The sequence below is a fragment of the Streptococcus suis genome (assembly GCF_019856455.1).
Classification (GTDB): Bacteria; Bacillota; Bacilli; order Lactobacillales; family Streptococcaceae; genus Streptococcus; species Streptococcus suis_AE.
This window is the reverse complement of the sequence record NZ_CP082205.1, coordinates 1,702,275-1,722,763: the sequence shown is the minus strand read 5'-3', so window position 1 is coordinate 1,722,763 and position 20,489 is coordinate 1,702,275. Positions and strand designations below refer to the sequence as shown.

Here is a 20,489-nt window from a genome sequence, read left to right as displayed (position 1 = left end):
GCAGAAGTTGATACTCTTCGAAAATCAAAATTATCCGTTGTCAACTTGCCTTGATGAACTCCAGATCTATCTTCGACTTCGTTTCCTAGGCTACTTTTGATTTTCGTTGAGTATGAAATGCTCTCAAAATATTAATCAAAAAAAACCAGAAATTCTGGTTTTTTTGATTATTGAATTGCTGCCAACAGGTCAGCTGCTTGTTGCTCGAGTTTTGTTAGAGTTTCATCAGACAACTCTAATACACCTGTTGCCCATGCTTCTGGATTGATGGTTGAACCTGTAAATTCACCAGCAATCTGAGTACGGATAAATGGAAGAAGGTGTTGGAAGTCTTTGAATAGGTGGTCGTGACCACTGTTTGCGACTGCAGAGACAGTTGTGATTTTATCTTGTAGGATAGATGGTCCTTTTGGATTGGATAAATCGAGCGAACGACTGAGCCAATCGAGAGCATTTTTTACGATGCCTGGGATTGCATAGTTATATACTGGTGAGAAAATCCAGATAGCATCCGCAGCGTCTACTTGTGCACGTAGCTCTGCGATTTCAGAAAGGATAGGGGTCTCGATGTCTTGGTTGAATAGGGGAATTTTTACAAGATCAATGTAAGATACTTGAGCCTTATCAGCCAAGAATGCTTCAGCTTTTTTGGCCATTTGATGGTTAAAAGAACCGTCACGTAGTGAACCAACTAAAAACAATACGTTTGCCATGATGGCCTCCTTTTCATAAAAACATAAATTTAGTATATCGTATTTGTCTTTTGTTGGCAATCCTAGGTCTGCTGGTTCTTGAATTTTTTAAGTATCTCGGCTAATTGGTCTTGTTCTTCTGAACTAAGGACAGAAAAAATCTCTCCAACGTGATCATAATGCTCTGGAAGGATTTTTTCAATGGTTTCGCGTCCAAGTGGAGTGAGAGCAATCAAGGAAGCACGACGGTCATTTGTATCGACAGTCTTGTAGATATAACCATCTCGAATCATGTTTTTTATAACGACAGTCATGTTGCCAGAAGTACTTAATAATTTATCAATTAAGTCTTGAATTCGCAGATTTCCTTTGTTGTAGAGTGCCTCCATCACTCCAAACTGACAAACTGTCAGTCCGTATTTTTTGATTGTTTCTAATTCTGATTTTGTGATAGTATTAGCTGCTCTGCGAAAGACGACTAGACTGTGAAGTGCATGCTTGTTCTCGTTTAAAGATTGTTCAACAGTTCTCATGAGAATATTTTAGCAATAAATAGTTCGGTTATCAAGCAAAAAAAGTTAAATCCTATATTCATAGGTAAAGTACTTTCTATAGCATAGAGAAGCTGAACTGTGGGTCCCAGATCTTATATTCGTTCTCTGTCTGAAAGAGAATGAAAGTTTATTCACAATTCAATTACGGAAAAAATGGAAATATGCTTTAACTTGTAGTATAATAGGACTACTATGGAAAAAAAGATTTTTCAACTTTTGGAAGCATTGGCAACGAAGAAGGGACAGCTGATAGCTGGTTCCTTTATACTTCTAAGTGTCATGACTTTTTCGATATTCGTTATTTGGGACCTTGCAACTAAGCCTTTTTCTGATGTACAGAATCACGCTATTTCTATTGCTCGAGACTATACGGATATAGAGGTTGTTGATGATGTCTCTATCTACAACGGGACAGAAACATACTTTAGCGTGCAAGGAAAGACGAGTCAGGGTGAAATGATTGCGGTTATCATTCCTGAAGAGACAAATACTGTGTACGTTTATCCAATGGCGAATGGGATTTCTAAGGAAGAAGCGCAGGCAGTCGCTACAGAGAATGGTGCGTCAACAGCTGATAGGGTGATTCTAGGTTTTAGGGATGACAAACCAATTTGGGAAGTCAAATCAGGTACTGCCTACTATTTAGTTGAATTTGAAACAGGGAACTTTATCAAACGGGAGGGCTTATGAGCAAGTTATCAAGACGAGTCTTAGAGATGGAAGAAAGTGTAACTCTGGCAGCAGGTGCGCGTGCAAAAGCCTTGAAGGCGGAAGGACGTGATATTTTAGAGCTGACCTTGGGTGAGCCAGACTTCGTTACACCGAAGAATATCCAAGAGGCTGCCATTAAATCAATCGAAAATGGTAAGGCGAGTTTTTATACGGTAGCTTCAGGGCTTCCTGAGTTGAAGGACGCAGTCAATACCTACTTTGAGAATTTCTATGGCTACTCTATCGAACGCAATCAAGTTGTTCTTGCGACAGGTGCTAAGTTTGTCCTCTATGCCTTCTTTGCGGCGGTCATCAATCCTGGTGATGAGGTGATCATTCCAACACCTTACTGGGTTTCTTATGCAGATCAAATCAAGATGAACGAAGGAGTGCCTGTCTTTGTCACTGCCACAGAAGAGCATAATTTCAAGGTAACGGTTGACCAGTTGGAAGCGGCTCGGACTGACAAGACCAAGGTCCTCTTGCTCAACAGTCCGTCCAATCCGACGGGTATGATTTACACCCGTGAGGAATTGGAAGCTATTGGCAACTGGGCTGTGGAACACGACATTCTCATCTTGGCAGACGATATTTACGGTCGTTTGGTCTATAATGGAAATACCTTCACACCGATTTCAAGCATTTCAGAAAGCATTCGTCAGCAGACTATTGTGGTCAATGGAGTGGCCAAGGCCTATGCCATGACAGGTTGGCGGGTTGGATTTGCCGTTGGTAATCCTGAAATCATTGCGGCCATGAGTAAGATTGTCGGACAAACGACTTCGAATTTAACAACCGTTGCTCAGTATGCGGCTATTGAAGCCTTTACAGGTCCACAAGATACGGTTGAAACCATGCGTCAGGCCTTTGAAGAGCGACTCAATACCATTTATCCCTTGCTGGTAGAAGTGCCTGGTTTTGAAGTCATCAAGCCAGAAGGAGCCTTTTATCTCTTCCCTAATGTCAAAAAAGCTATGGAAATGAAAGGCTACACAGATGTGACCGAATTTACCACCGCTATCCTGGAAGAAGTAGGAGTTGCAATGGTGACAGGTGCTGGTTTTGGAGCTCCTGAGAATATCCGCCTCAGCTATGCAACAGATATGGACACGCTCAAAGAAGCAGTAGCTCGACTATACACATTTATGAAATAATAAAAAGAGGAAAAATAATGTCTAGAAAATTGATTACCATCAACCAAGTAAAAGATTATGTCGGTCAAGAAGTGACCATCGGTGCCTGGGTTGCCAACAAATCAGGCAAGGGCAAGTTAGCCTTCCTGCAATTGCGTGACGGAACAGCCTTTTTCCAAGCAGTTGCCTTCAAACCGAACTTTATCGAAAAATTCGGTGAAGAAGCTGGTACTGAGAAGTTCGATGTAGCAAAACGTCTCAGTCAAGAAACGTCTGTCTATGTGACAGGGATTGTCAAGGAAGATGAGCGTTCTAAGTTTGGTTATGAGTTGGATGTGACAGACCTTGAAGTGATCGGTGAGTCACAAGATTACCCAATCACACCAAAAGAACACGGTACGGACTTCCTTATGGACAACCGTCATCTCTGGTTGCGTTCTCGTAAACAGGTCGCTATCCAGCAAATCCGTAACGCCATCATCTATGCGACTTATGAATTCTTTGAAAAGAATGGCTTTATCAAGTTTGATAGCCCAATCTTGTCTGGAAATGCGGCAGAAGATTCAACAGAATTGTTCGAAACAGACTACTTTGGTCAGCCTGCCTACCTCAGTCAATCAGGTCAGCTTTACCTGGAAGCTGGTGCTATGGCCCTTGGTCGTGTTTTCGACTTCGGTCCTGTTTTCCGTGCTGAAAAGTCAAAAACTCGCCGTCACTTGACTGAGTTCTGGATGATGGATGCCGAGTATTCATTCCTCAGCCATGAAGAGTCACTTGACTTGCAAGAAGCTTATGTCAAAGCCTTGATTCAAGGGGTTATCGACCGTGCTCCACAAGCCTTGGAAACTCTTGAGCGTGATGTGGATGCCCTCAAACGCTACATTGCAGAGCCATTCAAACGTGTGGCTTATGATGATGCCATTACCCTTCTTCAAGAACATGAAGCTGATGAAGATACAGACTACGAACACATCGAGCATGGTGATGACTTTGGATCACCTCATGAAACTTGGATTTCAAACTACTTTGGTGTACCAACTTTCGTTGTTAACTATCCAGCAAGCTTCAAGGCCTTCTACATGAAGCCAGTTCCAGGTAATCCAGAGCGCGTGCTTTGTGCGGACCTCTTGGCTCCAGAAGGCTACGGTGAAATCATCGGTGGTTCTATGCGTGAGGACGATTACGATGCCTTGGTAGCTAAGATGGATGAACTCGGCATGGACAAGTCAGAATACGAATTTTACCTTGACCTTCGTAAATACGGTTCAGTGCCACACGGTGGTTTTGGTATTGGTATCGAGCGTATGGTAACCTTCGTCGCTGGTACAAAACACATTCGTGAAGCCATTCCATTCCCGAGAATGTTGCACCGCTTGCATCCGTAATACAGTCGTTCAGTTTTTCTTTTATTACGTCGTTAACTCGCTTTGCCGTACCTTAGTACAGCCTGCAGCTCCTTGCCTAGTACTAAAAGTAAACTGAAAGACTGCGAAATAAATATTCACTGACAGACTACACATGTGGTCTGTTTTCTTGCTTTTTCGCTCGCTTTTATTTATAATTATTCTAAATAAAATCGTGGAGAGGAAAATGAAGCAAGAAAGTTTAGGAAAAGAAATTATTCGTTTGGCCTTGCCTGCTACGGTGGAAAATATTTTTCAGACCTTAGTTGGTTTTGTGGATACCCTTCTGATAGCCCAGCTAGGGCTGGTAGCGGTGACGGCAGTTGGTCTTGCCAATACGATTTTGAATGTCTATTTGGCGGTCTATATGGCTTTGGGAGTTGGGACAACAGCTTTGATTGCTCGGTCTATTGGCGCAGGAGATAGGGAATCTCTTACCTTTCATGTCCGTCAAGCCTTAGTGCTTTCAGTAGGTGTAGGTCTACTATTTGGTTTACTATCCCTTATTTTCGGGCGGCAGATGCTAGTCTTAATGGGAGCAGATGCGGAGAGTTTGGCTGGCGCCCAGGCCTTTTTTTACTGGGTTGGTGGTTTGACGATTTTTCAGGCCTTGATGACTATTTTGGGAACAATCCTGCGGGCATCTGGGGATACAGTATCTCCTATGAAAATGAGCTTACTGACCAATGGTTTTAATGTGGTCTTGGACTATTTCTTGATTTTTGGTATTGGCTCCTGGTCAGGTTTGGGGATTGTAGGGACAGCCTTGGGAACCGTCTTAGCTCGCTTGCTTGGTACAGTCTTGCTTTACCGAAAGGTGCAACAGACTGACTTGGCAGTTGATCTCAAGCAATTGTTCCACTTGGGAAGTCCTAAGGAAATGGTGGATTTGACCCTACCTGCAGCAGCCGAACGCTTGGTTATGCGGTTGGGACAGGTTGTCTATTTCAGTTTGATTGTGGGGCTGGGGACGACTGTCTATGCTTCTCATATGATTGCAGGTAATATCGAGAGTTTTACCTATATGCCAGACTATGGTCTTGCGACAGCGGCGGCGGTTTTGATCGGTCAAGCCTTGGGAAAGGGGGACATCCTCACAGTTAGACGAGTCGCATTTCTCAGCTCTGCCTATGGAGTAGCCATCATGTTCCTGCTCGGGACCATCTTATTTTTCGGAGCTCCAAGTTTTGCTCTGCTATTTACCAAAGACCTAGAAGCCGTCCGTCAAGTCGTCATAGCCCTGCGGATTGATGCCTTCAACCAGCCGGGGCTGGCGGTTTCTTTGATCATGGCTGGCGCTCTGCAGGGCTTGGGGGATACCAAGTCGCCGCTCTACTCCACAATGATAGGGATGTGGGGGCTGCGCGTCTCTGGTGTTGTCGTCTTAGGTCAGATGTTCGGTTTAGGAATTGCCGGCGTCTGGCTGTCGATTTTGATTGACCTGTTGTTACGAGCGACTTTTTTGACGTGGAGATTTACAGTAAAAACACGAAAACTGGCTGAATAGGTCAGTTTTTTGGTATAATATCAATAGAAAGATAAAAAGGAGATCATCAGATGAAAACCATTCACACAGATAAGGCACCTGCAGCAATTGGACCTTACGTTCAAGGGAAGGTTGTTGGAAATTTCCTATTTGCCTCTGGTCAAGTTCCTTTGTCACCTGAAACGGGTGAAGTGGTTGGTGAAACCATTCAGGAGCAGACTGAGCAAGTCTTGAAAAATATCGCAGCAATTTTATCAGAAGCAGGAACAGACTTTGACCATGTGGTGAAGACGACTTGTTTCCTAAAAGATATGAATGATTTTGTAGCCTTTAATGAAGTTTATAAAACAGCTTTCTCAGCAGATTTTCCAGCTCGTTCAGCGGTGGAAGTTGCACGCTTGCCACGTGATGTTAAGGTTGAGATTGAAGTTATTGCAGTTATTGATTAGAAGAGAAAAGGAGGGAATGTCATGTTGGACAAACTCCACTTAGTAATTGTGACAGGGATGTCGGGAGCTGGTAAGACGGTAGCCATTCAGTCTTTTGAGGACTTGGGTTATTTTACCATTGATAATATGCCACCGACTCTCTTGCCAAAGTTTTTAGAGTTGATTCGCCACAGCCAGGATAACAATAAGATTGCTCTTGTTGTAGATATGCGGAGTCGCTCCTTCTTCTCGGAGATTCGAGAGGTGTTGGATGAGATTGAGGGGGCAGAGGATTTAGATTTTAAAGTCCTATTCTTGGATGCGACGGATAGTGAATTGGTTGCTCGCTATAAAGAAACTCGTCGTTCCCATCCTTTGGCGGCTGATGGTCGTGTTTTGGACGGGATTCAGCTAGAGCGTGAACTTTTGGCTCCCTTGAAAAATATGAGCCAGAATGTTATTGACACGACTGAGCTGACTCCTCGTAATCTCCGTAAGGCAATTTCGGAGCAGTTTGCTAGTCAAGATAATCAGCCATCCTTCCGTGTGGAAGTCATGTCCTTTGGTTTCAAATATGGTCTGCCTCTGGATGCGGACTTGGTCTTTGATGTGCGTTTCTTGCCAAATCCTTACTATAAAGTAGAATTGCGCAACTTGACTGGATTGGATCCTGCTGTATTTGATTATGTTATGGACCATCAGGAATCAGAAGACTTTTACAGAAATCTTCTAGGCTTAATTAAGCCGATTTTGCCAGGTTATCAGAAGGAAGGAAAATCAGTTCTAACGATCGCTGTTGGTTGCACAGGCGGTCAGCATAGAAGCGTAGCTTTTGCCAAACGCTTGGCAGATGATTTGGAGAAAAACTGGATTGTCAATCGTAGTCATCGTGATAAGGATAGACGGAAGGAGACGGTCAACCGCTCATGAGAAAACCAAAGATTACAGTTATCGGGGGCGGGACTGGTATTCCAGTCATTTTGAAGAGTTTGCGGGATAAGGATGTAGAGATTACCGCTATCGTGACGGTAGCTGATGACGGAGGATCTTCGGGGGAAATCCGTCAGGCTTTGCAGGTGACCCCTCCAGGTGATTTGCGCAATGTCCTTTTAGCGATGTCGGATATGCCCAAACTTTATGAACAAATTTTCCAGTATCGTTTTGCGGATTCAGATGGACCCTTGGCTGGTCATCCACTAGGGAATCTCATCATTGCTGGCATTTCAGAAATGCAGGGTTCAACCTACAATGCGATGAGGTTGTTGACGCGCTTTTTCCATACGACAGGGCGGATTTATCCATCTAGCGAACAGGCCTTGACCCTTCATGCTATTTTTACAGACGGGACCGAGGTGGCAGGTGAGAGCAAGATTTCCAAGCATAATGGGATGATTGATCATGTCTATGTGACAAACTCTTATAATGATGATGAACCGAAAGCCAGTCGCCAGGTAGTTGAAACGATTATGGAAAGTGACATGATTGTACTTGGACCGGGTTCTCTTTTTACCTCAATCTTGCCGAATCTGATGATTTCTGATATTGGCAAAGCCCTAAAAGAAACCAAGGCTGAAGTGACCTATGTGTGCAACATTATGACCCAACGGGGAGAGACTGAGTTTTTCTCAGATGCGGACCACGTGGCGGTTCTCAATGCACACCTAGCTGAACAATTCATTGATACAGTTTTGGTCAATATTGAGCCAGTTCCACAAGAGTATATGAATAGCAACCAGTTTGATGAATACTTGGTACAGGTAAAACACGATTTTGCAGGTTTGCAAAAACAGGCTAATCGTGTGATTTCTTCGAATTTTCTTCGTTTGAAAAATGGCGGAGCTTTCCATGATGGTGACTTGGTGGTAGAAGAGTTGCTCAAGATTTTGCAGGTGCGGCCATGAGTTTTACAGTACAAGTAAAGGAAGAATTGCTGCTTCAGTCTAGCTCAAATAAGAGCGAGCTATCTGCTATTATCAAATTATCAGGTAGTTTGGGCTTAGCTTCATCAGGTTTGACTCTTTCTATCAGCACGGAAAATGCAAAGATTGCCCGTCACATTTATGAACTGTTACTCCATTTCTACCAGATTAAGGCTGAGATTCGCCATCATCAAAAACCTAATCTCAAAAAGAATCGTGTGTATGCAGTTTTGATAGAAGACGGCGTGAATGAGATATTGAACGATTTGCATTTGGCTGATAGCTTCTTTGGATTAGAGACGGGGATTTCTCCCTTGGTTTTGGAAAATGATTCGTGGAGTCAAGCCTATCTTCGTGGAGCATTTTTAGCGGCAGGCTCTGTTAAGGATCCTGAAAAAGGAAAATACCAGCTTGAAATAGCTTCTGTCTATAGTGACCATGCCAATGACCTGGCCAATCTGATGCAGAAATTTCTTTTGGATGCCAAAGTCATTGAGCGAAGTAAGGGAACCATTACCTATCTGCAACGTGCAGAGGACATTATGGATTTTCTTTTGGTGATTGGAGCAGAAGAGACAAAGACAGAATTTGAGAATGTTAAATTGCTTCGTGAGGCTCGCAATGACCTAAATCGAGCTACAAATGCGGAAGCCGCTAATATTGCAAAGACGGTCAATGCTAGTATGAAAACAATCAATAATATTATCAAAATTATGGATACTATCGGTCTAGATCAGTTGTCAGGTGACTTGCAGGAGATTGCCCAGTTGCGAATTCAGCATCCAGACTATTCCATTCAGCAATTGGCGGATAGTCTAACGGTACCGATCACTAAAAGTGGTGTCAATCATCGTTTGCGGAAAATCAATAAGATTGCGGATGAATTGACTGAATAGATAGGTATACATAGAATGTTATAGATATTTGAATTAACTTTGATACATCGTTACTCTCGGATTGCCGTACTCTAGTATTGCTTGCACGTCAGTTCCTTGTTTGAAAGTTAATTCATTCGACGATACTAAGACTGGTTCGAGAGGACCAGTTTTTTGTATGCTGTGATAGTATTCCTCTTCACAGGAATGACCCTGTTTTATGAATTTTTCAGTAATGATTAGCATATAACATTAATATATGTTAGAATAGATAGAAGGATACTTTAGCTAGAAAGGAGTTTTGATGATAAGCAACGAACAATATGATTATCTAAGGGCACATCCAACTTTTGAACGTTTGACACGTGATAGCTTTGATCAATTAGCTAAGCATATTCGTTTTCGAAAGATTCCTAAGGGACAAATCTTTTTTTACGCAGAGGATCCTAGAGATTATCTATTTGTATTGTATAAGGGCTATGCTCGGATTGAACAATATGATGAGACGGATAGTTTTACGTATTTGGACTATATTCGGCAGGGCGGTGCCTTCCCTTTTGGAGATATGTTTCAGGACAAACCTTATCATTATACTGCCATTGCCATAACGGACCTAGAGTATTTTATTGTACCGATGGTCTTGTTTGAAACCTTGTCGAAGATAAATCCGAGTCAAATGACTTATATCTGTCAAAAATTATCCAAAGTGCTTCGTTTTCAAGAGTTGCGCTTGCGAAATGCGATGCGTTCCAAGGCATCAGATCGAGTCGTTCAAGCCTTGGCTCTTCTTTATTGGGATATGTGCCAGCGAGAGCAGTTTGCTACCTTGCCATTTGAAATTCATATTCAAGAGATTTCGCGTTTAGCAGCTACGACACGGGAAACGGTTAGCTATGTTTTGAAGCAACTGAAGCAGGATGGTAAAATTGCTTATAGCCATAAACAGTTAACTTATTTAGATATTGATTATTTCTTAGAAAATTTGACAGAAACTCATTGAAGTTTCTGTTTTTTTTATAAAAAATAAAAATTCATATAATGATATAACGCAAAGAATTATGCGGAATATAGGCGATATAATCGATAATTATTTATAAATAAGGTTGAAAATGTGAAGAATTTCTCAAAATAAATGTGAGCGTTTTCAAGTTTTTGTTTTTTTGCTCTGTTAAACTATGGATGTAAAGAGGAAATGAGAGGCAGGAAAGCGTACGGTCCTCCTCGTTTCCCATCATGTATAAATCTACAAGGAGGACAGATCATGTCAAACCATCCAATTCATGTTTTTTCAGAAATTGGTAAGCTGAAAAAAGTTATGTTACACAGACCAGGTAAGGAAATTGAAAACCTGATGCCTGACTATCTAGAACGCCTACTCTTCGATGATATTCCATTCTTAGAAGATGCACAGAAAGAGCATGATGCTTTTGCTCAAGCTCTTCGTGATGAAGGTGTCGAAGTGCTCTACTTGGAAAAATTAGCTGCTGAGTCACTTGTTACACCTGAAATTCGTGAACAATTTATTGATGAATATCTCGAAGAATCTAACATTCGTGGTCGGGCGACTAAGAAGGCAATTCGCAAGTTGTTGATGTCTATTGAAGATAATCAAGAACTGGTTGAGAAAACGATGGCTGGTGTTCAAAAGGCAGAATTGCCAGAAATCCCTTCTGAAGAAAAAGGTTTGACAGATTTGGTTGAATCCTCTTACCCATTTGCAATAGACCCAATGCCAAACCTTTACTTCACACGGGATCCATTTGCTACGATTGGTAATGCTGTTTCTCTTAACCACATGTATTCAGAAACACGGAACCGTGAAACCTTGTATGGTAAATATATCTTCACCCATCACCCTGAATATGGTGGAAAAGTTCCATTGGTTTACAATCGTGAGGAAACTACTCGTATAGAGGGTGGTGACGAATTGGTTCTTTCAAAAGATGTTTTGGCAGTAGGTATTTCACAACGTACCGATGCTGCATCAATTGAAAAACTATTGGTAAATATCTTTGAACAGCATGTTGGCTTCAAGAAAGTATTGGCATTCGAATTTGCTAACAACCGTAAATTCATGCACTTGGATACAGTATTTACCATGGTTGACTATGATAAGTTTACTATCCACCCAGAAATTGAAGGTGACCTTCGTGTCTTCTCTGTAACCTATGAAAATGATACACTTCATATTGAAGAAGAACATGGTGACTTGGCAGAACTTTTGGCTGCGAACCTTGGTCTTGAAAAAGTAGAATTGATCCGTTGTGGCGGCGGTGATATTGTTGCTGCTGGTCGTGAGCAATGGAATGATGGTTCAAATACATTGACTATTGCACCAGGTGTGGTAGTTGTTTACAAACGCAATACGATTACCAATGCTATCCTCGAGTCCAAAGGGCTTCGTTTGATTAAGATTGGCGGAAGCGAATTGGTTCGCGGTCGTGGTGGACCTCGTTGTATGTCAATGCCGTTTGAACGGGAAGACATCTAATGCCAAGTATAGAACGAACAACAATCGGTTCGGAAGAATGGCAACGCGCAGCCTCTATCTATGTCCGCTATAAGGTATTTGTCCTTGAGCGTGGTATTGCAAAGGAAGATGAATTTGACCAGAATGATACGGAAGGAAGAGTTTACGCCAATCTCTTTATTGGTGAAGAGCCTGTTTCAACGGGACGTTTTCTTCCTGTCGGTCCTGGTCAAGCTCGTCTAACTCGAATAGCCACTCTACCGAATTTTCGTGGAAAAGGCTATGGAAAAATGGTTATCAGCTCTCTGGAAGCTTATGCACGTGAAGCAGGCTTTCATCAGTTGAATATACATTCGGAGTTAACTGCAAAGACTTTTTATGAGTCAGTTGGCTACCAAGCAACTTCTGAAGTTTATCAAGAAGATGGAGAATGGTGCCAGACATTGACAAAATTTATTTAAACATTAGGAGAAGAGACAATGACAAATGTATTTAAAGGTAGACATTTCCTTGCAGAGAAAGATTTCACACGCGCAGAATTGGAATGGTTGATTGATTTCTCAGCTCATTTGAAAGATTTGAAAAAGCGCAATATTCCACACCGTTATTTGGAAGGTAAAAATATTGCTCTCTTGTTTGAAAAAACATCAACACGTACTCGTGCTGCCTTCACAGTAGCATCGATTGACCTTGGTGCCCATCCAGAATATCTTGGTGCAAATGACATCCAACTTGGTAAGAAAGAATCTACAGAAGATACTGCTAAAGTTTTGGGACGCATGTTCGACGGTATTGAATTTCGTGGTTTCAGTCAAAAAATGGTGGAAGAATTGGCAGAATTCTCTGGTGTGCCAGTATGGAATGGTTTGACAGATGCATGGCACCCAACTCAAATGTTGGCGGACTACTTGACTGTTAAAGAAAACTTTGGCAAGTTGGAAGGCTTGACTCTGGTTTACTGTGGTGATGGCCGTAACAACGTTGCTAACTCACTTTTGGTGACAGGTGCTATCCTTGGTGTCAATGTCCATATCTTCTCTCCAAAAGAACTCTTCCCAGATGAAGCTGTTGTGGCATTGGCTGAAGGTTTTGCGAAAGAAAGTGGAGCACGTGTTCTCATTACTGATAATGCTGATGAAGCAGTCAAAGGCGCGGATGTCCTTTATACAGACGTTTGGGTATCAATGGGTGAAGAAGATAAATTTGCTGAACGCGTTGCCCTCTTGAAACCATACCAAGTGAATATGGAATTGGTGAAAAAAGCAGAAAATGAAAATCTCATCTTCTTGCACTGCTTGCCTGCCTTCCATGATACAAACACTGTTTATGGTAAAGATGTCGCTGAAAAATTCGGCGTAGAAGAAATGGAAGTAACAGACGAAGTATTCCGTAGCAAGTATGCTCGTCACTTCGACCAAGCTGAAAACCGTATGCACACTATTAAAGCAGTGATGGCGGCTACTTTAGGGGATCCATTTGTTCCACGTGTGTAATAAATAACGATCTAATAACGCATCGCAACCTCCGGGGGCTGGCACCCAGCCCCCTTATTTTGAGGGTAGATGTGTAAGCGATTACTATTTCGCGAAAGTGAGGAAAAAGCAAGAGATATGGCAAATCGTAAAATTGTAGTAGCCTTGGGTGGCAATGCCATTTTATCGTCCGACCCATCGGCTAAAGCACAAAAAGAGGCCTTGGTACAAACAGCCAAGCACCTTGTAAAATTGATAAAAAATGGGGATGACCTTATTATCACGCATGGTAACGGTCCTCAGGTTGGAAACTTACTTCTTCAAAACCTTGCTGCTGATTCGGAAAAGAACCCAGCTTTTCCACTAGACAGTTTGGTAGCCATGACAGAAGGTTCGATTGGTTTCTGGTTGCAAAATGCCTTGGAAAATGAATTGCTCAAGGCAGGCATTGAAAAAGATGTAGTATCTGTTGTGACCCAGGTTATCGTGGATAAGAATGATCCCGCCTTCGAAAATTTGACTAAGCCGATTGGACCATTCTATACAGAAGAAGAAGCGAAAGCAGAAGCAGAAAAGACTGGTGCAACCTTCAAAGAAGATGCCGGTCGTGGCTGGCGCAAAGTCGTTGCTTCGCCAAAACCTGTAGGAATCAAAGAAATTGGTACCATTCGTACCCTTATCAATGCAGGTGAAGTTGTCGTAGCTGCTGGAGGCGGAGGTATTCCAGTTGTCCAAGAAGCAGATGGCACCCTGACCGGTGTGGAAGCAGTTATCGATAAGGACTTTGCTTCTCAATGTTTGGCAGAATTGGTTGATGCAGACTTGTTTATCGTCTTGACAGGTGTAGATTATGTCTTTGTTAACTTCAACAAACCAGACCAAGAAAAATTAGAAACCGTTACCGTGGCTGAATTGGAAGAATATATCAAACAAAATCAATTCGCACCAGGTTCCATGCTACCGAAAGTTGAAGCAGCTATTGCTTTTGTAAACAATAAGCCGCAATCAAAAGCAGTCATTACCTCATTAGAAAACTTAGGCGCTTTGATTGAATCCGATAGCGGCACGATCATTGTCAAAGGCTAAGCAGCTGTATGTATCGTTGAGGCTTCTATTTATTGATGTACTCTGCATGCAAATATAGTTTTTAAACTAGACGGGTTATTTATTGATGGAGTTAGGGGAGTGGAAGTGTTGATAGTCCTACAAGGGTTCCCTTTAATCTAAACATGAAGGTCTGGGCTTCTAAGCTCCCTCCCCTCTCATCCATTTCCTATCAAGTATCTATCTATAAGCAATGATTTCAGATAATAGACTGAAGGAGATAGACATCTCTTGAAGATAGGTGGATATTTGATACGGTTATTACGGATACAATTTCCCTTAAATAGGGGATAAACTTTCAAAATATTATAGGAGGTTTTTGCGATGAGCGAAAAAGTGAAAAAAGGCTTTAAATTGCCTTCGTCTTATACAATATTGATGCTCATTATTGCCTTTATGGCAGTGATGACATGGATTATTCCAGCTGGTCAATATCAGGTTGATGAAGCCGGACGTTTGGTGGCTGGTACCTATGAGAAGGTTGCTCAAAATCCACAAGGGATTTACGATGTTTTTATGGCTCCAGTTCGTGCCATGCTTGGTCACGGTGCGACTGAAGCAGCGATTAACGTAGCATTCTTCATCATCATGGTTGGTGCCTTTCTTGGTGTAGTTAACGAAACAGGTGCACTTGATGTAGGGATTGCTTCTATTGTAAAACGCTTCAAAGGTCGTGAAAAAATGTTGATTTACATCCTCATGCCTTTGTTTGCCTTGGGAGGCTCAACCTATGGTATGGGTGAAGAAACAATGGCTTTCTTCCCACTCCTTGTTCCTGTTATGATGGCGGTTGGTTTTGACAGTATTACTGGTGTAGCCATCATCTTGCTAGGTTCTCAAATCGGCTGTTTGGCTTCTACTGTAAACCCATTTGCAACGGTTGTAGCCTCTGATGCAGCAGGTGTAAGTGTTGCGGACGGTATGATTTGGCGCTTGGTCTTCTTCGTTGTTATTCTCTTGATGGGGGTTCTCTTTGTAGCCAACTATGCTGAGAAAGTGAAAAACGATCCGACTAGGTCCTTGGTTTACAAACAGCGTGAAGCAGATATGCAACACTTTAATGTCGCAGCAACTCAAGAAGTGAATGCAGAATTATCACCAGCTCAAAAACGTGTTCTCTGGGTATTTGTACTAACATTTGTTCTCATGATTTGTAGCTTTATTCCATGGGAAGATTTGGGTGTGACTATCTTTACACAATTTAATGATTGGTTGATTGGTCTTCCATTCATCGGTCAAGTGATTGGTTCTTCAACAGCTGCTCTTGGTACTTGGTACTTCCCAGAAGGAGCAATGCTCTTTGGTATCGCAGGGATTGTAGTTGGTTTAGTTTATGGTATGAGTGAAGAACGTTTGGTAAAATCCTTTATGTTCGGTGCTGCTGATATTTTCAGCGTAGCTTTGATTTGTGCTATCGCGCGTGGTATTCAAGTCATCATGAACGATGGTATGATTACTGCCACTATTCTCCATATGGGTGAAGAAGGATTGCAAGGTTTGTCTTCACAAGTATTCATCATTTTGACCTATCTCTTCTACCTACCAATGTCCTTCTTGATTCCATCTTCATCAGGTCTTGCAGGGGCTTCTATGGGTATCATGGCACCTCTTGGTGAGTTTGTAAATGTACCAGCAAGCCTGGTTATCACAGCTTTCCAAGCTGCATCAGGTCTCTTGAACTTGGTGGCTCCAACATCAGGTATTGTAATGGGAGCCTTGGCTCTTGGTCGTGTTGAAATTGGTACTTGGTATAAATTTGTAGGTAAGTTAATCGTAGGCATCATGATTGCCTCCATAGCTATTTTGGTCATTGCGACATTCTTTTAATCGAAATTCTGGGTCAGATTTTATCATGAATACAGATAAAATTTGGCTCAGTTTTTCCTTTTATGATAGAATAGTGCTAGAAAATATATCATATCTTATTATGTTGAAAGGGGACACAATGAGAACAAGTTTTATTCAGTCATCGCATCAGGAGGCATGTATTCAAGCCATCCAAGAACTGGTTGCTTTTCCTTCTGTTTTGCAAGAACATCAGGCAGATACGCCATTTGGTCAAGCGATTCAGGATGTTCTGGAGCACACGTTGGCTTTGACGGAAAAAATGGGTTTTAAAACTTATTTAGACCCTGCTGGTTATTATGGCTATGCTGAAATTGGGCAAGGCGAAGAATTATTAGCAATCCTTTGCCACTTAGATGTGGTACCTGCTGGTGATCTTAGTCAATGGCAGACGCCGCCTTTTGAGGCTGTGGTAGAGGGAGATTATATTATTGGACGCGGTGTTCAAGACGATAAAGGTCCTTCGATGGCAGCCTTATTTGCAGTAAAAGCACTTCTTGATGCAGGAGTCCTATTTAACAAACGGATTCGTTTCATTTTTGGAACAGATGAAGAGACCTTATGGCGGTGTATGAACCGCTACAATCAGTTGGAAGAAGTAGCAACCATGGGCTTTGCACCAGATTCTTCCTTCCCTTTGACTTATGCTGAAAAAGGATTACTACAGGTCAAATTGCATGGTCCAGGTCACCCTTGTCTGAGTATCGAAGCGGGAACTGCTTATAACGTAGTGCCTGCCAAGGCAAGCTATTCTGGTCATTTATTAGCAGGAGTTATTGCGGAATTAGATCAATTAGGCTTTGATTATGAAACCAAAGATGATCAAGTAACGGTTCTTGGTATTTCGCGACACGCCAAGGATGCTGCTGAGGGGGTCAATGCCATCGTTCGTTTGGCCAAGGCTTTGGAACATTTCGAAAGTCATCCAGCCTTGGACTTTATCGTCAATGCAGTTGGTGAAGATGCCACAGGATTTAAGCTTTTTGGTGATGTGACCGATGAACCATCAGGGACACTCAGTTTCAATATTGCAGGTCTAACCATTAGCGCAAAAAAATCAGAAATTCGCTTGGACATTCGTATTCCTGTCACTGCGGATAAAGAAGCCCTAGTTTCTACTTTACAAGCCAAAGCGCAATCATGTGGCTTGACCTATGAAGAGTACGACTACCTTGCTTCCTTGTATGTGCCATTAGACAGCCAGCTGGTATCTACGCTCATGTCTGTTTATCAAGATAAGACAGGAGATTTGACAAGCGAGCCAATCTCGTCAGGTGGGGCTACCTTTGCTCGTACCATGCCAAACTGTGTGGCCTTTGGTGCATGTTTCCCAGATACAGAACAAACAGAGCATCAGGAAAATGAACGCATGCCATTAGAAGACTTATATAAAACAATGGATATTTATGCTGAGGCAGTCTATCGCCTGGCTGCGGAATAGCCATCATCAGTATTGAATAGTAAATTACAGTTTAAAAGCTCTTAGTGAAATATCTAAGAGCTTTTCTTATGAAGAATAACATTGAAAGATGAGATAGAAATGTGTCACTGTTCACAAGAAGTGGACAAAAATATATGAAAGTGTGACTTATTATATGCTGTTTTAGAAATAGACCCCATCTGCATATAGAATAAGTCAAATTAGACTATTCTACAATAAAGCGCTTATATGTTATATCTTCGTTTATGAGTATAAAGGGAAGTTATTGATATTTATTTGAAAAATTATCTTTAAAATTAAGTATGTTGTTTGTGAACAAAAATTTTTATAATTTACTAAAGAAAAATGGTGGAGTAAACTGTTTCAAGTGCTCGAAGCAAGCTTGTGCCTCCTCGACATCTTCACAAATGATGAGACAGACATCGTCACCGCAGACGGTCGCTACAATTTGAGGAATCTCCATGGCATCCAAAATAGAACCGAATGAGTTGGCCAATCCAGGTAGGGTCTTGAGCACCACTTGATGTTGGATAGGTTTTAGCATGACCAAAGCATCTTCCATATAGAGTCGCAGTCGTTTTTCCCAGCGAGTAGGAGCAATGGGGTTGATGACATAGTGAGAACAATCATCTTCGTTGACTTTGACAAGATTGAGCATCTTGATGTCACGGGAGAGGGTAGATTGGGTGACGGAGACTCCGTTGACCTCTAGTAATTCTTGCAATTCCTGCTGGGTATGTATTTTCTTCTCCATGATTAGAGACAGGATCAGCTGATGGCGGCTTTCAATCTTGTTCATAGGGCCCTCCTTGAGATGTAAGGAAAATAAAATCTGAACTCAGAATAAATTGGTGATAACAGCCTATTGAATAAACATTGCATCCCCAAAACTAAAGAAGCGGTAACGTTCTTCAACAGCATGTTTATAGGCATCTAAGGTAAATTCTCTACCTGCAAAGGCAGAAACTAGCATAACCAAAGTAGATTTTGGTAGGTGGAAATTGGTTGAGAAGGCATCAACGATTCGGAAGGTGTAGCCAGGTTTGATGAAGATATTTGTCCAACCAGAATCAGCTTCCAAACGGCCATCAAATTTATTACCGATGGTTTCGAGGGTGCGGATGGATGTCGTGCCGACTGCGACGATACGACCACCGCTATCTTTGACCTGATTGAGGGTGTGAGCAGCTTCTGCTGATAGGTTATAGAATTCCGAGTGCATTTCATGTTCATCAACGTTATCAACAGAGACTGGTCGGAAGGTCCCAAGTCCAACGTGAAGAGTCAGATAGACTAGTTTCACTCCTTTAGCTTCGATTTTTTCGAGTAATTCTTGGGTGAAATGTAGTCCAGCAGTTGGAGCTGCGGCAGAACCGTTTTCCTTGGCATAAACTGTTTGATAGCGTTCACGGTCTTCTAATTTTTCATGAATGTAAGGTGGAAGTGGCATTTCGCCTAGACTTTCCAAGACTTCAAGGAAGATACCTTCATAGGAGAATTCAACTATTCTTCCACCGTGTTCTAATTCTTCTACGATAGTAGCAGTTAATCGTCCGTCACCAAAAGCGACTGAGGTACCGACCTTCAGACGTTTTGCTGGTTTAGCAAGAACTTCCCACTGATCACCTTGGGTATTTTTTAAAAGCAAAAGCTCAACATGTCCCATAGTTTCAGGCTTGTAGCCATAGAGACGGGCAGGCAGAACACGTGTATTGTTCATGACCAGAGCATCACCGGGATTTAGCTGGTCGATAATATGGTCAAAGTGACTGTCAACCATGCTCCGTTTTTCGCGGTCGAGGATCAATAGTTTAGAGCTGTCGCGCTTTTCAAGGGGAACTTGAGCGATAAGCTCTTCGGGTAAATCAAAATCAAAATCTTCAGTATTCATATTCACTCCTTAGACTAAAATAAAATATAGGTAAAATAAATCAATAGGGCAAATGGCAAAGCCACCAATAGACTACCAATCAGGTAGAAAATAAACTTTAGGACCTTTGATTTAGAAATAAAATAGCCAGTAAGGCAGAACAGAATACCAATAAAAAATAAGTAAAAAAGCACATCTGTCATAAATGTATTATATCATAGTTAGACACTTAAGTCTTGATGGATGGGAAGAGAATTAAAATTATTCGTGCTAATGTAATACTCTATAAGTATAAATTCTTGACAAAAATTGGTCTATACCATATAATAAAGAAAAACAATAAATGGTATAGACCAAAGAGGTGCGTTATGAAAATTCATGTAGTAAACAATCAAGTTGAAGGAGCAACTGTAGCATTAGACATTTTGAGAGAAAAATTGAACGGAGGTGCCAAGGTATTAGGTTTGGCAACAGGCTCCAGTCCGTTAGAATTTTACAGATTGATTCGTGAGTCGGATTTAGACTTTTCGGATGTGACATCTGTAAACTTGGATGAGTACGTTGGTTTAGGTGAGGAGAGCGACCAATCCTATATTCATTTTATGAAGGAAAATCTTTTCAATGCCAAACCGTTTAAGAAATCTTATTTACCGAATGGTTTGGCGACAGATGTAGTTGCTGAAACAGAACGTTACAATAAAATTTTAGTAGAGCATCCAATTGATTTCCAAATTCTCGGTATCGGTCGCAACGGCCATATCGGTTTCAATGAACCAGGTGCTCCATTTGATGGTCAAACCCATCTGGTTGAATTGGCACCATCAACCATTGAAGCCAATGCACGCTTCTTTGAAAATCTAGAAGATGTGCCAAAACAAGCTATCTCCATGGGCATCGCCAACATTATGGCAGCCAAGACCATTGTTCTCATGGCCTATGGTCAGGAAAAAGCTGACGCCATTAAGGCGACAGTGGAAGGGGCAGTGACAGAAGATGTCCCAGCAAGCGTCCTCCAAAACCATGACGATGTCATCCTTATCCTCGACCAAGCGGCAGCAAGTAAATTAGCATAATAAACAAAACCGA

General features: G+C 41.9%; 20 protein-coding genes. 16 read left to right on the top strand and 4 right to left on the bottom strand.

Annotated features, from left to right (window positions below):
* Nucleotides 1-167: 167 nt before the first annotated feature.
* Together K6969_RS08315 and K6969_RS08310 are read right to left on the bottom strand one after the other, a co-directional pair.
* Nucleotides 168-713 carry an NADPH-dependent FMN reductase gene (locus K6969_RS08315; RefSeq protein WP_044673304.1) on the bottom strand — a complete coding sequence of 182 codons (546 nt, stop codon included), beginning with the start codon at nucleotides 711-713 and terminating at the stop codon, nucleotides 168-170.
* A 62-nt stretch (nucleotides 714-775) separates the two neighbouring features.
* Nucleotides 776-1,225 carry a MarR family winged helix-turn-helix transcriptional regulator gene (locus K6969_RS08310; protein WP_015646996.1) on the bottom strand — a complete coding sequence of 150 codons (450 nt, stop codon included), beginning with the start codon at nucleotides 1,223-1,225 and terminating at the stop codon, nucleotides 776-778.
* A 213-nt stretch (nucleotides 1,226-1,438) separates the two neighbouring features.
* Between K6969_RS08310 and K6969_RS08305 the strand changes: the two genes are divergently transcribed.
* The 15 genes from K6969_RS08305 (at nucleotide 1,439) to K6969_RS08235 (ending at nucleotide 17,533) form a co-directional block, all read left to right on the top strand.
* A complete protein-coding gene (locus tag K6969_RS08305) occupies nucleotides 1,439-1,936 on the top strand; it encodes a DUF5590 domain-containing protein (RefSeq protein ID WP_171942606.1) in 498 nt (165 codons plus the stop codon).
* Nucleotides 1,933-3,111, top strand: a complete 1,179-nt coding sequence (locus K6969_RS08300) for a pyridoxal phosphate-dependent aminotransferase (protein WP_171942605.1) — start codon at nucleotides 1,933-1,935, stop codon at nucleotides 3,109-3,111. Before K6969_RS08305 ends, K6969_RS08300 begins: the two co-directional genes overlap by 4 nt.
* A gap of 17 nt (nucleotides 3,112-3,128) precedes the next feature.
* Nucleotides 3,129-4,475: an asparagine--tRNA ligase gene (gene asnS / locus K6969_RS08295; RefSeq protein WP_024377171.1), complete on the top strand. Its 1,347-nt coding sequence runs from the start codon at nucleotides 3,129-3,131 to the stop codon at nucleotides 4,473-4,475.
* Between the two features lie 205 nt (nucleotides 4,476-4,680).
* Nucleotides 4,681-6,000, top strand: a complete 1,320-nt coding sequence (locus K6969_RS08290; protein WP_171942604.1) for an MATE family efflux transporter — start codon at nucleotides 4,681-4,683, stop codon at nucleotides 5,998-6,000.
* A gap of 50 nt (nucleotides 6,001-6,050) precedes the next feature.
* Complete coding sequence (locus K6969_RS08285) at nucleotides 6,051-6,428, top strand: RidA family protein (RefSeq protein WP_002937263.1); 378 nt, start codon at nucleotides 6,051-6,053, stop codon at nucleotides 6,426-6,428.
* 21 nt (nucleotides 6,429-6,449) lie between these two features.
* Complete coding sequence (gene rapZ, locus K6969_RS08280; protein ID WP_171942603.1) at nucleotides 6,450-7,337, top strand: RNase adapter RapZ; 888 nt, start codon at nucleotides 6,450-6,452, stop codon at nucleotides 7,335-7,337.
* Nucleotides 7,334-8,308 carry a YvcK family protein gene (locus K6969_RS08275; RefSeq protein ID WP_024399077.1) on the top strand — a complete coding sequence of 325 codons (975 nt, stop codon included), beginning with the start codon at nucleotides 7,334-7,336 and terminating at the stop codon, nucleotides 8,306-8,308. Before rapZ ends, K6969_RS08275 begins: the two co-directional genes overlap by 4 nt.
* Nucleotides 8,305-9,222 (top strand): DNA-binding protein WhiA, encoded by a 918-nt coding sequence (whiA, locus tag K6969_RS08270; RefSeq protein ID WP_024399076.1) that lies wholly within the window; start codon nucleotides 8,305-8,307, stop codon nucleotides 9,220-9,222. Before K6969_RS08275 ends, whiA begins: the two co-directional genes overlap by 4 nt.
* A gap of 283 nt (nucleotides 9,223-9,505) precedes the next feature.
* Nucleotides 9,506-10,201 carry a Crp/Fnr family transcriptional regulator gene (locus K6969_RS08265; RefSeq protein ID WP_024379819.1) on the top strand — a complete coding sequence of 232 codons (696 nt, stop codon included), beginning with the start codon at nucleotides 9,506-9,508 and terminating at the stop codon, nucleotides 10,199-10,201.
* A 261-nt stretch (nucleotides 10,202-10,462) separates the two neighbouring features.
* Entirely contained in the window at nucleotides 10,463-11,692 is a 1,230-nt protein-coding gene (gene arcA / locus K6969_RS08260) for an arginine deiminase (RefSeq protein ID WP_029945748.1), read from the top strand.
* Entirely contained in the window at nucleotides 11,692-12,132 is a 441-nt protein-coding gene (locus tag K6969_RS08255; RefSeq protein WP_079267624.1) for a GNAT family N-acetyltransferase, read from the top strand. The genes arcA and K6969_RS08255 overlap by 1 nt, the downstream gene beginning before the upstream one ends.
* Before the next feature lie 18 nt (nucleotides 12,133-12,150).
* Nucleotides 12,151-13,164, top strand: a complete 1,014-nt coding sequence (gene argF, locus K6969_RS08250; RefSeq protein ID WP_321537386.1) for an ornithine carbamoyltransferase — start codon at nucleotides 12,151-12,153, stop codon at nucleotides 13,162-13,164.
* Between the two features lie 117 nt (nucleotides 13,165-13,281).
* The gene (gene arcC / locus K6969_RS08245; RefSeq protein ID WP_105130760.1) at nucleotides 13,282-14,229 is read left to right on the top strand and encodes a carbamate kinase; all 948 of its coding nucleotides are present in this window, start codon (nucleotides 13,282-13,284) and stop codon (nucleotides 14,227-14,229) included.
* A 342-nt stretch (nucleotides 14,230-14,571) separates the two neighbouring features.
* On the top strand, nucleotides 14,572-16,074 hold the full coding sequence (locus K6969_RS08240) for a YfcC family protein (RefSeq protein WP_171942602.1): 1,503 nt from the start codon (nucleotides 14,572-14,574) through the stop codon (nucleotides 16,072-16,074).
* Nucleotides 16,075-16,192: 118 nt separating this feature from the next.
* Complete coding sequence (locus K6969_RS08235; protein WP_171942601.1) at nucleotides 16,193-17,533, top strand: dipeptidase; 1,341 nt, start codon at nucleotides 16,193-16,195, stop codon at nucleotides 17,531-17,533.
* A gap of 325 nt (nucleotides 17,534-17,858) precedes the next feature.
* On the opposite strand, the gene K6969_RS08230 is transcribed toward K6969_RS08235, so the two are convergent.
* Both K6969_RS08230 and queA read right to left on the bottom strand, forming a co-directional pair.
* Nucleotides 17,859-18,332, bottom strand: coding sequence for an arginine repressor (locus K6969_RS08230; protein WP_171942600.1), 474 nt, complete (start codon nucleotides 18,330-18,332; stop codon nucleotides 17,859-17,861).
* Nucleotides 18,333-18,395: 63 nt separating this feature from the next.
* Nucleotides 18,396-19,424: a tRNA preQ1(34) S-adenosylmethionine ribosyltransferase-isomerase QueA gene (gene queA, locus K6969_RS08225; RefSeq protein WP_171942599.1), complete on the bottom strand. Its 1,029-nt coding sequence runs from the start codon at nucleotides 19,422-19,424 to the stop codon at nucleotides 18,396-18,398.
* Between the two features lie 347 nt (nucleotides 19,425-19,771).
* On the opposite strand from queA, the gene K6969_RS08220 reads away from it, so the two are divergent.
* Nucleotides 19,772-20,476 (top strand): glucosamine-6-phosphate deaminase, encoded by a 705-nt coding sequence (locus K6969_RS08220; protein ID WP_171942598.1) that lies wholly within the window; start codon nucleotides 19,772-19,774, stop codon nucleotides 20,474-20,476.
* Nucleotides 20,477-20,489: the final 13 nt, after the last annotated feature.